Raw genomic sequence first — 13,515 nt, 5'->3', positions numbered from 1 at the left:
GCCGGCAAACCTTTGAAAGATGAGGGCAGGCGCAACGTTGCCTGCCGTTCCGCTAAGGATGGTTAAGCCTTTCGCCGCGTGGTTTCAATGCGAGGATTGGCAGGTATAAAGATCGAAGATACGGAACTGCGGCTGCCCGCTGCCCGCCTTCGGGGTGAAGATGATCCGGCGTGTTTCGCCCGCTGCGAGATCGAACAGATTGTCGGAATAACGCCCGGGCTGATCGGCCTCCAGCATGACGAAGAGGGCAAGACCGGCTGCGGTGACATCGATTTCGAGCTGGCCGTTTTTCAATGTGGCGGTGGAGAACGTCAGTCCAGCGCGCTGGAGCTCCAGAGACTTGTAGGTGTCGCGCACATGATGGCCTTCGCCTGTCATGCCGTTGGATGCTATGAAGTTCCAGGCAAGGATGGAACCATCAGGCAGGCTGTCCATGTCGATTTCTGTCAGCGTCGCAGCCTTGTCCGTTGCGCACGTGCCGTTGGCGGATTTCAGCGGCACGCGGTTACCCTCCATCGTGAGGGCGACAATATTCATGTCGATCTCGACATCTTCCGCCGTGTCGTTGACCATGGAGAAACTTAACCGGCGTCCGTCTTCCGAGGGAATGGCGGAAACCGAGACCGGCTGGAAGAACCGGCGGGCAGCATAATGCAGCGCCTTCCAGCCGCCGCCGTAATCCAGGCTCGACCATGAGGCAACCGGCCAGGTGTCGTTGAGCTGCCAATAGAGCGTTCCCATGCAATGGGGTTTCAGCGAGCGCCAGTAGTCGACCGCGGTTCGGATGGCCAGCGCCTGCTGTACCTGGCTCAGATACACGAAATTTTCGAAATCCTTCGGAAAGCGGAAATAGCGGAACATGGTGCCAGCGATGCGCTCATTGCCGCCGACATTCTTCTGGTGCAGTTCGATCACCGGGGAGGCGATGTTCATGTCTTTCTCTTCCGCATAGGTGCGGATGACAGGCATGGAGGTGTAGGACTGAAAACCGAATTCGGAGCAGAAGCGCGGCTTGACCGAGCGGTAATTGTCGAACGATTTGTTTTCGTGCCAGACGGACCAGTAATGCATGTCGCCGGAACCATCCGCATGCCAGGCATCACCATAATCGAGGTAGCCTGAAGCCGGGCTGGAGGGCCACCAGAGTGCTTCGGGGGCGGCTTTTTTCAGCGCCTTTTCGATAGTGCGGTTGAGGCGGTCGTAAGCCACGAGATAACGGTCGCGGTTGTTGCGGGGCTCCTCGAACCAGGTGAGGGCACCCACCAATTCGTTGTCGCCGCACCAGAGCGCGATGGACGGATGGGAGGACAGGCGTTTTACCTGATAGTCGACCTCGTGTTCGACATTGTCGAGAAAGTCTTCGCTGCAGGGGTAAAGGTTGCAGGCGAACATGAAATCCTGCCAGACCAGAAGACCGAGACGGTCACAGAGATCGTAGAACCAGTCTTCCTCGTAAAACCCGCCGCCCCAGACGCGGATCATGTTCATATTGGCCTCGACGGCCGAACACAGAAGGTCTTCGGTTTTTTCGTGGCTGGTCAGCGAATAAAGCGCATCGGATGGAATCCAGTTCGCGCCACGGCAGAAGATTTCCCGGCCGTTGATGCGGAAGGCAAATCGGCTACCGGCCTCATCCTTGTCCGTCAGAAGTTCAATGGTCCTGAAGCCGATCCTGCGGGTGAGGGTTTCATCCGGCAACTCCACCGTCAGCGTGTAGAGCGTCTGTTCGCCGCTGCCCGCCGGCCACCAGAGCGCGGGATCTTCCACGAAGAAGACGTGGCGCACCACCGTCTCACCCGCACCCACGCCGCAATCAAGCCGCAGTCTTTCGTCGTTGAGGGAAAGGTAGAGCGGAAGGCTCGCCGGACCTTCGGCAAACAGCGTGATTGCCACATGCAGCTCGACGCCGCCCTCGACATGATGTTGTGAGGTGACGACGTGTTCGACCCGTGCCGTATCGAGGCGCTTCAGCAGGATTTTGCCGTAAAGGCCGAGCGGAGCAATCGCGATATTCCAGTCCCAGCCGAAATGGCACTGTGGCTTGCGCAACATGTTGCCGTTGGCAATCGGCGAGTTGCCCTCATGATAGGGAATGTAAAAAGGTTGTCGCGCCTGCCGTTTCGCCCCGGCTGCGATGTTGGAGTGGAAATGGATACGAATGGTGTTTTCACCGGGCCGCACGGCGCGAGACACATCGGGACGGTAACGTCGGAAGCAATTGTCCGAACTCAAGACCGGGACATCGTTGACGAAGACGATCGCGACGGTGTCGAGATAATCGATATCGAGATACCAGCTGGCATCGGCGTCATCGAGGATGAAGGTCCGCTCTATGATCCAGTCCCGATGCGCGACCCATTGCACCGCATTTTCATTGGCACCGTGATAGGGGTCTGGAATGATGCCCGCGTTTTTGAGTGCGCTGTGAACGTCTCCCGGCACGGTAAGGTCGGTCGTGTAGTCTCCTTCCAGCGAGGTCAGGCGCCAGAGCCCGGCCAGATCGATGACGGTTTCGGGCGTGGAGGAAGAAATCATGATGGGACCCTGCATGGACGAATTCAAATAGGATAAGCTGGCCATTATGACGCAGGCTTGTGTCGGAATCTGGGGAAGATGCATGCCCGCCAGCCAGCCGTTATCCAGCTCGCTCAGCTCGGCAATCTCCTCCCTCCGGCAACGTTACCGTAAAATGATCGTTCCGTCATGTCTTCGGAGTGAAACTTCATGCGCGAAAAATGCCCGTTGGTACTATTGGAAAACCACGCGTACGGGTGCCTTGATATTTATTGACTTTTATTTATATATATCAAATAATTATTGTTACTATTTAATCTAGTTTATTGGCATTGTTTCTCTCTTGAGCGGAAGTTTCGCGAGCGCGTAAGGTCGGTAATCAGGGATAATCCCGTTCGATATTTTCCACGCCCTACATCGTTATAGCCAAAGGCCCGAAGACCGGATCGGGTGTGATGGCGACCGGCGACGTTTGCCTTTGCAAGAAACGAAAAGCTATCTATGATTATTGTTCTGCAAAGCGTGGCGAAATGACATGAACGATACTGGTAATTCTGGCAGGGACGAAGCGAAGGCGACGACAGGTGAGCGCCCGACCTTGAAGACCATCGCCTACATGACGGGTCTTGGCATCACCACCGTGTCACGCGCGCTGAAGGATGCGCCTGACATCGGCGCGGAAACCAAGGAGCGCGTGCGGCTGATTGCCCAGCAGATCGGTTACCAGCCGAACCGAGCTGGTGTGCGCCTTCGCACCGGCAAGACCAATGTGATCGCGCTGGTGCTGAGCGTCGACGAGGAATTGATGGGCTTCACCAGCCAGATGGTATTCGGCATCACCGAGGTCCTGGCGACGACGCAATATCACCTCGTCGTTACCCCTCACACCCACGCCAAGGATTCCATGGTGCCGATCCGCTACATTCTCGAAACCGGTTCGGCGGACGGGGTCATTATCTCCAAAATCGAGCCGAACGATCCGCGCGTCCGTTTCATGACGGAGCGCAAAATGCCCTTCGTTACCCATGGGCGGTCCGACATGGGCATTGAGCACGCCTATCACGATTTCGATAACGAGGCTTATGCCTATGAGGCCGTGGAGCGGCTGGCGCAATGTGGGCGAAAGAGGATCGCCATCATCGTGCCGCCATCGCGGTTTGCGTTCCACGACCACGCCCGCAAGGGGTTCACCCGCGGTATCAGGGATTTCGGCGTTTCCGAATTCCCGTTGGATGCCATCACCATCGAGACGCCGCTCGACAAGATCCGCGATTTCGGCAAGCGCCTGATGCAATCAGACGATCGCCCTGACGGCATTGTCTCCATCAGCGGCAGCAGCACTATTGCGCTTGTGGCGGGGTTTGAGGCAGCCGGTGTCAGGATCGGCAAGGATATCGATATCGTGTCGAAACAGTCCGCCGAATTCCTGAACTGGATCCAGCCACAAATCCACACAGTCAACGAGGACATCAAGCTTGCGGGCAGGGAGCTTGCCAAGGCTCTGCTGGCACGCATCAACGGTGCGCCGCCAGAAACGCTGCAAAGCATCAGCTGCCCGGTCTGGTCCTCAATGGCGCCGAAGCCTTGATAGAAGGAACGCATGTCCGGATCAGGACAGGCAATCCTTCAGCGAGCCGGCGATGCCGCGCATCATCTTGAAGTATAGATCGGGACCCGGTTCAAGCGTGGCCGCTTCGGGATCGAGCGTCGCAGACTTTGCCGCCGTGCCTTCGGTTATGACGGAGATCAGTTTCGGCTCGAATTGCGGTTCGGCAAAAACGCAGGTCGCGCCAAGTTGGCGAACCTTTTCCTGCATCTCCCTGACGCGATCGGCACCGGGCAGGGTTTCGGGGCTAACGGTGATCGATCCCGCCGTTTTTACGCCGTAGCGATGCTCGAAATATTGATAGGCATCGTGGAAGACGATGAAGGGCTTGTCCTTCACAGGCTTGACCGTTTCCGCAATTTCGCTGTCGAGCGCATCGAGATCGTCGATCAGTTTTTTCGTATTGGCTTGATAGGTTTCCGCATTGCCGGCATCGGCGGCAATCAGTGCGGTTTCTATCGTCTGGGCCATGGCCTTGGCGTTGGCCGGATCGAGCCACAGATGAGTGTCGTACGCGCCGTGTTCATGGTCGCCGTCATCGTGCGCATGATCATGAGCATGAGCGTCTTCGCTGTCCGAATGGCCTGCATGTTCTCCATGGGCCTCTTCGCCATCGTCATGCGCCTCGAAAGGGCCGCCTTCGCGGAAGGGAAGCTTTTCCAGCCCCTTGGCGTCTTCCAGTTCGACCACTGTTGCCTTGCTGGTCAACGCCTCCAGCGGCTTCTGCAGAAATGCCTCCAGTCCAGGCCCGACCCAAAAGACCAGATCTGCCTTTTCCAGCGTGCGGGCATTGGAAGGCCGCAGATTATAGGTGTGCGGTGAGGCTGCGCCGTCGACAATGAGTTGCGGTTCGCCCACGCCACGCATGATTGCCGCGACGAGGGAATGGACAGGCTTGATCGAGACCACGACATTTGGGGCGGCGGTGGCGCCGGAGGCGGCCGCCGCTATTGCTACCGATGCCATGAGCGGGATCACGAACGATCTCATGAAATGCACTCCACTTGAAGAAGTATAGTTATGTTATTACATTTATTGCGTAACTCTATAACGTATGCGATAGCGGTAAGCAACATCGCCGATCGGACAATCCCATGCTTCATTCCGCCCATGAGGGCAAAGAGATACTGGTGTCACTTTCCAATGCCGGCGTGCAGCGCAACGGTCGCTGGCTCGTGCGCGGCGTGGAGTTTTCCGTCAGCAAGGGTGAGATCGTCACGTTGATCGGGCCGAACGGTTCGGGCAAATCAACCAGCGCGAAAATGGCGATCGGTGTCTTGAAGCCGAGCGAAGGCGCGGTATCGCGCATTGCCGGTCTGAGGGTCGGGTATGTGCCGCAGAAGCTTTCGGTCGACTGGACCATGCCGCTTTCTGTGCGCCGGTTGATGACGCTGACCGGGCCGCTTCCCGCGCGCGAAATCGACGCCGCGCTGAACGCCACGGGTATCGCGCATCTGGCAAACGCGGAGGTGCAGCATCTTTCTGGCGGAGAGTTCCAGCGGGCGCTTCTTGCCCGCGCCATTGCGCGCAAGCCCGATCTGCTGGTTCTCGACGAGCCCGTGCAGGGCGTTGATTTCTCCGGGGAGATCGCGCTTTATGATTTGATAAAAAATATCAGGAATTCAAACAATTGTGGAATTCTGTTAATCTCGCATGACCTGCATGTGGTCATGGCGGAAACCGATACCGTGATATGTCTGAACGGCCATGTCTGCTGCCGGGGAACGCCGCAGGCGGTGAGCCAGAGCCCGGAATATATGCGGCTTTTTGGTGGGTCGGCCGCCAAGGCGCTTGCTGTTTACAGCCACCATCACGACCACACCCATCTGCCCGATGGCCGGGTGCAGCACGCGGATGGTTCGGTGACCGAACATTGCCACCCCGATGATGGCCATCATCATGCGCATGAGCAGCATCACGACCATAATCATGACCACGGGGACTGCGGCTGCGGCCACGAGCATGACGGACACGCCACTTCAAGCCACCAGCAGGGAGAGCGGCATGTTTGACGATTTCTTCGTTCGCGCCATGATCGCCGGCATCGGTGTTGCGCTCACCGCCGGGCCTCTTGGCTGCTTCGTTGTGTGGCGGCGCATGGCCTATTTCGGCGATACGATGGCCCATTCGGCACTACTTGGCGTTGCGCTGTCGCTGCTGTTGCAGATCAACCTCATCGTCAGCGTCTTTCTTGTAGCCTCGGCGGTTTCGATCCTGCTGATTTTTCTGCAACGGCGGCAGGCGCTTTCCGCCGATGCGCTCCTCGGCATACTCTCTCATTCGGCGCTGGCGATCGGCCTCGTCATCGTTGCCTTCATGAGCTGGGTGCGCATCGATCTCGTCTCCTTCCTGTTCGGGGATATTCTGGCCGTTACCCGCAGCGATATCGCGCTGATCTGGGGCGGCGGGCTGGTGGTGCTGGTTTCCATGGTGTTCCTGTGGCGGTCTCTGCTGGCCTCCACAGTCAATACCGAGTTGGCCGAGGCCGAGGGGTTGAACCCGGAACGCGCCAAGCTCATCTTCACGCTGTTGATGGCGCTGGTGATCGCCATCGCCATGAAGGTGGTCGGCATCATGTTGATCACATCGCTGCTCATCATACCGGCGGCGACAGCCAGACGTTTTTCTTCCACGCCTGAGGTGATGGCTGTGGTCGCGTCTCTGATCGGAGCGGTTGCCGTCGTTGGCGGTCTGTTCGGATCGCTGAGTTACGACACGCCATCAGGACCGTCCATCGTGGTTGCCGCCGTGATCCTGTTCGTTATAAGCCTGTTGCCGGCACCGGGTTTTTCCCGCTCCGCAGATGAAGGAGGCAAGTCATGAATGCGCAGAACCTTACCAAAAACCAGTCGCTGGTCATGAATGCCCTGTCGAATGCGCATGCGCCGCTCAGCGCCTATGTGATCCTCGACAAGCTGCGCGATGATGGTTTTCGCGCGCCGCTGCAGGTCTACCGGGCGTTGGAAAAGCTGGTGGAATATGGTCTCGTGCACCGGCTTGAAAGCCTCAACGCCTTTGTTGCCTGCACCCACACGCAGGCAGAATGCTGCTCGCATCATCATGGCACCGTCGCCTTTGCCATTTGCGAATCCTGCGGCCAGGTGAACGAGTTCCACGATCACGAGATCGACCATCGCCTCGAGCGCTGGGTCAAGGACAGCAAGTTCAAGGCGGAAAAGACCACTATCGAAATTCGTGGTCTGTGTGCCGCCTGCGCGGGGTAACTCCGTTTGGCGACAGCGGGCGTTCTTGCCCGCCATCCGTCATTCTTCGATGACTTCCAGATCCTTCGAAAAACGCTTCCAGTTTTCGATGTAATTTTCCGCCGAGCGGCGGATGCTGGCGACGGCCTCGTCATCCAGCGTTCGGACGGCACGCGCCGGCGATCCGACGATCAGGGAATTGTCGGGAAACTCCTTGCCCTCCGTCACCAGCGCATTGGCGCCGACCAGGCAGTTGCGGCCGATCTTTGCGCCGTTCAGGATCGTTGCGCCCATGCCGACGAGCGAATTGTCGCCGATGGTGCAGCCGTGGATGATGGCGTGGTGGCCGATAGTGCACATTTCGCCGATCGTGGCGGCAAAACCGAGATCGCTGTGCACCATCACGCCGTCCTGAATATTGGTGCCGCGACCGATGCTGATTGGATCATTATCGCCGCGCAGCGTCGCGCCGAACCAGATGCCGACATCCTCGGCAAGTATCACCGAGCCAATGACATTCGCATCGGGTGCGACCCAGTAGCGATCCGTGGCAGGGGTCTGCGGCACCCGATCTGCGAGGCGATAAAGCGGCATGGCGGTTCTCTCCCTTTCGATTATGCGCCGATAGTGATCAGGCGACCGTTACGGACAGAGTGCCGACACCGTCTACACCACACTCGATCCGATCGCCGCGCACGATAGGGCCGACGCCCGCGGGCGTGCCGGTCATGATGACATCGCCAGCGGCAAGCGTGAACAGCTTGGAAAGCTCGGCAATCACTTCCGGCACTTTCCAGATCATCTGCGCAAGATCGCCTGTCTGCTTGCGCTCACCATTGACATCGAGCCAGATCGCACCGGTCGACGGATGGCCGATCTTGTCTGCGGGAACGATGGCGGAGACCGGCGCGGAATATTCGAACGCTTTTGCGCCCTCCCACGAGCGTCCCATCTTCTTCAAACCATCCTGAAGGTCGCGGCGTGTCATATCGATGCCAACCGCGTAACCCCAGACGTGGCCCAGCGCATCGCTTGCCAGAATATCCGTACCGCCGCTTTTCAACACCACGACGCATTCGACTTCGTAATGCACGTTCGACGACAGCGAAGGGTAGGGGAAATCCTGACCCGCAGGCAGAAGGTTGTCCGGATTTTTCTGGAAATAAAACGGCGGTTCCCTTGAAGGATCGTGGCCCATCTCGATGGCGTGATCGGCATAATTGCGGCCGACACAATAGACCCGCCGCACGGGGAACATCTCGTTTGTGCCCTCTACAGGCAGAAGAACGGGTTCTGGAACTGGAATGACGGTGGCGGCCATGGGATTTCCTGTCGTCTTTTTTAGAACTGCAAGTCTTGTCCCGCGATTCCTGGGCGATTTCCAGTTCAAAATGACCGCAGCCGTAAAGAGGTAGTTCCGGTACAGACAAGCGCTTGCAAACGGCGAAAAAATCTTAGCCTTGGCACCCGATGATCGAATTTGGTCAGTGAAAATAGCAGCTCTTACAGGTCTCTCGATTCGGGGGTAACAAGTTGTGAAATGTAGGCTCGCGTCGAGGATGCAGTAAGGTGGGCTCAAGATGAGACTTGAAGGAGGGGTAGGGCTCGCGTTTTAAGTGTTCATAAAAGTAAGGTCTCCCAAATTGGGGAGACCTTCGCAAACGCGAGTTACGCAGCTTTCTTGGCGGCGGACGTCTTATTGATGGCCGTCACCGCAAGGTTAGTCAGCTTGTTGTTGGTTGCTTTCTCCTGGTCGAGGATTTCGCTTAGAATTTTGTGGGCTTCATCGTGGCCGAGATCCTTCGCCCATTCGCGGAGCGAACCATAGCGGGCGATCTCGTAGTGCTCGACTGCCTGGCAGGCCGCCAAGAGGCCAGCGTCGAGCGCAGTTCCTTCTGCCTCCTCCATGAGACCTTCGGCCTCCTTGATCAAGCCCTCAATGGCGTCGCACTTTTCCCCGGAGGCTTTCTTGCCAATGGATTTAAAGACCTGGTCAAGCTTCTTGATCTGATCCCTGGTCTCTGCAAGGTGATCCTCGGCGGCCTTCTTTAGTTCGGCACTTTTGGCTGCCTTCGCGACTTTGGGCAACGCTTTCGTTATAGCGTTCTCCGCGTAGTAGACGTCCTGCAATGTGTGCTCGAAAATGTCCGCAAGTGTTTTCATGGGATTCCTCCGGTTTGTTGATTACCATTTAGACAACGCGCAGTTGCGGGCTTAGTTCCCTTCCCGTCACTACCTGGTAGCCGAAACACAAAGACAATCACATATTCGCGCCCGACCTCCTTGTTAGACGAATTCCCGGCTGGCCGACCGAACTTAATCTTCTTTTGCGGCAGGAGCAGGTGGGTACCGCCAGCGACCAGACGATCGTTCAGAGGCCGAGTTCTCCGCCCTGATATATGTGCGAGTTTGCAAGACGATCGCTCGGAAAACTCAATCGTTGATCATTGCTTGCCGGTAGCGTACCCCGTCAGAAAAGCCAGCGGCAAAAAAGACCCGAGACCTTCTCGAAATGGGGCAATGGCCAGTTTCTCTACTCAACCTCTATCTTCAATTTGTGAATCGCAAGTCCAAGTGGACGCGTATCCTCACTAGATGGCTTCAGGGAATGTGGAGATGTAAAAAACTCGGGTCTAAATTCGAAGAAGATTGTCGGGGGAGATTCATCATTCTGGTCCCTTTGCAGCAAGTGTAAAGGAATGATCAATTCCCGATCGCCACGTTTATTTTTGGATGTAAATTTCCACTCGGCAACATTGGTACCATCGACCAGAACGGCAACAGTCTGCTCTATCTGTCTGCCAAGTAAGAGAGCATCGACATCAAATATTAGTCTAATGGCCGTTTCCGGTACGAATGGAATTATCAAGGACATCGTATGGCGTTCGCCCAGGCCCCAGACGCCCCAGTCTTCAACGTCCGCCCATCCGTCTTTCAAATAAGTCTTTAAAAGTCGGGGGGGAACCCAGGCTCCTACCGACAAATCATGAAGTCGCTTAATTCGCCAATTGTTGAATTTATCGGAGGATGCCCGTGCCTTTCGCACTATCGCACTGCCGCCGCTGTCCGCTAATGGTATCAAACATTCAGGCTTGTCTGAAAAGAACTCGTCAGCTGCATTCTCGGCGCCGTCCCAGTGCAAGCTCGAATAATCATGGACAATGATAAACCCACCTTCGACCATTCTTGGGTAGAAATAGTTCAGCGCACTCATCATCGGATTGTAAAGGTCGCAATCAAGATGAACGACGGAAAACGTTAGGTTGTCCGGAATTTGCGTAGCCGACTCTGGAAAATACCCTTTTACGTAGACGACATTGTCCTCGCCTACAAATTCCCGCACCGTTTCAAGACTGGTATCGGAAAACTGCAAAGGGATCGATGAATCAATGCCCTGGATATCTTTCGGATCGAAGCCTTCGAACGTATCAAACAGATATGCAGTACGCCCCAGCGCCCTTGCGAAATTCGCTAATATATACGAAGTGTTTCCCTTATATACTCCAAGTTCAGCGATATCACCCGATATATTTTCTTTTTTTATTTGATCATATATGAGGCAAAACGTGAAGAAGCGGTTCATGTCACGTTTATGATGCTCTTCATTGTGAGTAAAGCCGCTCGACAATTCTTTGGGATCGAGCTGATCCTCTATCTTTTTGTACCTGTGAAGATTTACGGAATAGCGATGTGGAACAGTTGAGTAAAAATCAGTCGGCCATGATTTTTCAAGCTCCCCCTCACGAGAACTTTGAAACAAACTTTTCAAAAATTTCGAACCAAAACTCATCCGCGCCCCACAAAAATTAATATTACGTCGATCAGAGAATACTGGTCAGGCGATTATATAATTTCTCATTTCGGAACCGAACTTCGGTCCGACTCTATGAGCCCGAAAAGTAATCTGCATTAAGAATTGGACGACGCCCGCGCTGCTTGGCGTATTGGTACGTGTTTAGTGCCGTCTACGACCACTAATGCGCGACCTTGGGAATTGTTCCCAGAACGAGCTGAGGCTCGTGACGAGCGGCAGCATCGCCCACAATTTTTGACCTAGCGGTCGCTCGCATCGGATAGCGATAAGCGATCCGAATTCAACCGTTCAAGCCCACCAGCCTCATCGATTTCGGTCTAGAGAAACCGTGTGTGCTTCAGCATTAGGGTTGTGGTCGAATTTCTTCGCCTTGTTAAAAACTACACGCTCGCCTTTTTTTCAAAGGATCTGCGCGGTATAATCAATCGAGACGTCTATTATCTTCTCGCCGTGATAGTGACCGACAGTCATGAACATTGGTGCTGCTCAATGAAAAACTATCACAGAATTTTACCCTAGTAAGCGAGCGTAAATAGTTGAATTTCTATAAAAAAGCGGTGACATCAGGGTCTCGCATCTTTGCCGTGGCCCCGATGATCGATTGGACGGACACGAGGTGCAGATTTCTGCACCGGCAATTGTCGAAGCGTGCGCTGCTTTATACGGAAATGATCGTTGCCGACGCCATCATCCATGGCCAGCGCGACAGGTTGCTCAACTATCATACTCAGGAACATCCGGTTGCACTGCAACTCGGTGGGTCGGATCCGGTAAAGCTTTCGGAGGCGGTGCGGATCGCCAGCGATTATGGCTATGACGAGATCAACCTCAATGTCGGCTGTCCTTCGGACCGGGTGCAATCCGGCACTTTCGGCGCATGTCTGATGCGCGAGCCCGAGATTGTCGCGCAATGCGTGACGGCGATGAAGGCCGTTGCGAAGGTGCCAGTCACGGTCAAATGCCGCATCGGCGTGGACGATCAGGAGCCGGAAGCCGTGCTGCCGGATTTTCTTTCGCGGGTTGTGGCGGCGGGCGCGGATGCGGTCTGGATCCATGCGCGCAAGGCTTGGTTGCAAGGTCTTTCGCCGAAGGAAAACCGTGAAGTGCCGCCGCTCGATTACGATCTCGTCTATCGCATGAAGCGGGAAAATCCTGACATCTTCATCGGCATCAACGGCGGTATCTCCGATCTCGATCAGGCAAGCCTCCATCTGCACCATATGGACGGCGTGATGCTGGGCCGTGCGGCCTATCACAATACGTCCATCCTTGCTGATGTCGACCATCGCATTTATGGCGAAGAGGCCCGGCAAGCTGACTGGATGGGGCTGCGTGATGCGATGATGGCCTACGCCACCGACTACATCGCCGCGGGCGGGCGTCTCAACCACGTTACCCGCCACATGGTCGGCCTGTTTCAGGGCATGCCTGGCGCGCGCCGTTTCCGGCAGATCCTTTCCAGCGACGCCACACGGCCGGGCGCTGGAACCGAGGTGATCGAGGCGGCGTTCGCGGCAGTCGATTTCAATCCGGCGAAAGAAATGGCTGGCTGAGCCAGTCAGACCAATTTCTGCAATACCTGTGCGCCGTTTGGTGCATTGACCTTGCCGCCGGTGATGAAGAAAGCGAAGACATCGCGAGGGGTCTTCTCTACTTTTCTATCGGGAGCGATCAGCGGCAGGTCATCCGGAACACCGCCCGCCGCATAGGTCTTGACCCGTTTTGCCCAATGGTCAATCTCGGCCTTCGGATAACAGGTCTCGATATCATCTTCGCCCTTTTGCAGGCGGCAATAGACGAAATCGGCAGTTACGTCAGGCAGCATCGGATAATCGTAATGGTCGGCGCAGACGACCGCGACCCTGTGTTTGGCGAGAAGATCGATGAATTCCGGCACCTGAAATGTCGGGTTTCGCACTTCGACCACGTGGCGAAGGCTGATGCCGTCCTGTTTGTCGGGCAGCAATGCCAGAAACGCGCCGAAATCCTCCGCGTCGAATTTTTTAGTCGGCGCGAATTGCCAGAGAATCGGGCCGAGATGGTGGCCGAGTTCCGTCAATCCCTGCGTCAGGAACTTCGTCATGGATTCACCCGCCTCGGCCAGGACCTTGCGGTTGGTGACGAAACGGCTTGCCTTCAGGGAGAAAACGAAGTCCTCAGGCACGTCCGCCGCCCATTTGGCGAAGGTCTCGGGTTTCTGGCTACTATAATAGGTGCCGTTCACCTCGATCGCCGTCAATTGCCGGCTGGCATGTTCCAGCTGGCGTTTCTTCGGCAGTTTTTCCGGATAAAACGTGCCTTCCCACGGCTCGAAAGTCCAGCCGCCGATACCGGTGCGGATCGTGCCTGATGTCGACATATACTGTTCCTCCTCGGGC

At 56.1% G+C, this 13,515-nt stretch carries 12 protein-coding genes; 5 read left to right on the top strand and 7 right to left on the bottom strand.

The window, feature by feature from the left end; genetic code table 11:
• Window positions 1-84: 84 nt before the first annotated feature.
• Window positions 85-2,550 (bottom strand): beta-mannosidase, encoded by a 2,466-nt coding sequence (locus tag ACQZ6D_RS02505; RefSeq protein WP_448729597.1) that lies wholly within the window; start codon window positions 2,548-2,550, stop codon window positions 85-87.
• A 499-nt stretch (window positions 2,551-3,049) separates the two neighbouring features.
• Between ACQZ6D_RS02505 and ACQZ6D_RS02500 the strand changes: the two genes are divergently transcribed.
• A complete protein-coding gene (locus ACQZ6D_RS02500; RefSeq protein ID WP_448729596.1) occupies window positions 3,050-4,102 on the top strand; it encodes a LacI family transcriptional regulator in 1,053 nt (350 codons plus the stop codon).
• 21 nt (window positions 4,103-4,123) lie between these two features.
• On the opposite strand, the gene znuA is transcribed toward ACQZ6D_RS02500, so the two are convergent.
• The gene (znuA, locus tag ACQZ6D_RS02495; RefSeq protein ID WP_111790240.1) at window positions 4,124-5,110 is read right to left on the bottom strand and encodes a zinc ABC transporter substrate-binding protein ZnuA; all 987 of its coding nucleotides are present in this window, start codon (window positions 5,108-5,110) and stop codon (window positions 4,124-4,126) included.
• Window positions 5,111-5,214: 104 nt separating this feature from the next.
• On the opposite strand from znuA, the gene znuC reads away from it, so the two are divergent.
• From znuC to zur, 3 genes are read left to right on the top strand one after another with little or no spacing between them, the layout of a single operon-like run.
• Window positions 5,215-6,132: a zinc ABC transporter ATP-binding protein ZnuC gene (gene znuC, locus ACQZ6D_RS02490; RefSeq protein ID WP_065687360.1), complete on the top strand. Its 918-nt coding sequence runs from the start codon at window positions 5,215-5,217 to the stop codon at window positions 6,130-6,132.
• On the top strand, window positions 6,125-6,943 hold the full coding sequence (gene znuB, locus ACQZ6D_RS02485) for a zinc ABC transporter permease subunit ZnuB (RefSeq protein WP_013636161.1): 819 nt from the start codon (window positions 6,125-6,127) through the stop codon (window positions 6,941-6,943). The genes znuC and znuB overlap by 8 nt, the downstream gene beginning before the upstream one ends.
• Window positions 6,940-7,344, top strand: a complete 405-nt coding sequence (gene zur, locus ACQZ6D_RS02480; RefSeq protein WP_025593459.1) for a zinc uptake transcriptional repressor Zur — start codon at window positions 6,940-6,942, stop codon at window positions 7,342-7,344. Before znuB ends, zur begins: the two co-directional genes overlap by 4 nt.
• A 39-nt stretch (window positions 7,345-7,383) precedes the next feature.
• Here the strand turns inward: zur and ACQZ6D_RS02475 are convergent, their stop codons facing one another.
• The 4 genes from ACQZ6D_RS02475 to ACQZ6D_RS02460 form a co-directional block, all read right to left on the bottom strand.
• Entirely contained in the window at window positions 7,384-7,917 is a 534-nt protein-coding gene (locus tag ACQZ6D_RS02475) for a gamma carbonic anhydrase family protein (RefSeq protein ID WP_013636159.1), read from the bottom strand.
• A 37-nt stretch (window positions 7,918-7,954) separates the two neighbouring features.
• Entirely contained in the window at window positions 7,955-8,644 is a 690-nt protein-coding gene (locus tag ACQZ6D_RS02470; protein WP_065702504.1) for a fumarylacetoacetate hydrolase family protein, read from the bottom strand.
• 347 nt (window positions 8,645-8,991) lie between these two features.
• On the bottom strand, window positions 8,992-9,486 hold the full coding sequence (locus ACQZ6D_RS02465; protein ID WP_003515270.1) for a YciE/YciF ferroxidase family protein: 495 nt from the start codon (window positions 9,484-9,486) through the stop codon (window positions 8,992-8,994).
• Window positions 9,487-9,856: 370 nt separating this feature from the next.
• Window positions 9,857-11,113: a TylF/MycF/NovP-related O-methyltransferase gene (locus ACQZ6D_RS02460; RefSeq protein ID WP_236761502.1), complete on the bottom strand. Its 1,257-nt coding sequence runs from the start codon at window positions 11,111-11,113 to the stop codon at window positions 9,857-9,859.
• Between the two features lie 560 nt (window positions 11,114-11,673).
• On the opposite strand from ACQZ6D_RS02460, the gene dusA reads away from it, so the two are divergent.
• Window positions 11,674-12,690, top strand: coding sequence for a tRNA dihydrouridine(20/20a) synthase DusA (gene dusA / locus ACQZ6D_RS02455; protein ID WP_083211500.1), 1,017 nt, complete (start codon window positions 11,674-11,676; stop codon window positions 12,688-12,690).
• A gap of 5 nt (window positions 12,691-12,695) precedes the next feature.
• Here the strand turns inward: dusA and ACQZ6D_RS02450 are convergent, their stop codons facing one another.
• Window positions 12,696-13,496 (bottom strand): DUF72 domain-containing protein, encoded by an 801-nt coding sequence (locus ACQZ6D_RS02450; RefSeq protein ID WP_065702507.1) that lies wholly within the window; start codon window positions 13,494-13,496, stop codon window positions 12,696-12,698.
• Between the last annotated feature and the right edge of the window lie 19 nt (window positions 13,497-13,515).

It is taken from the genome of Agrobacterium sp. 22-3639C2 (assembly GCF_053522105.1).
The sequence above is the reverse complement of the archived record's forward strand: the minus strand, read 5'-3'. Positions and strand labels throughout refer to the sequence as shown.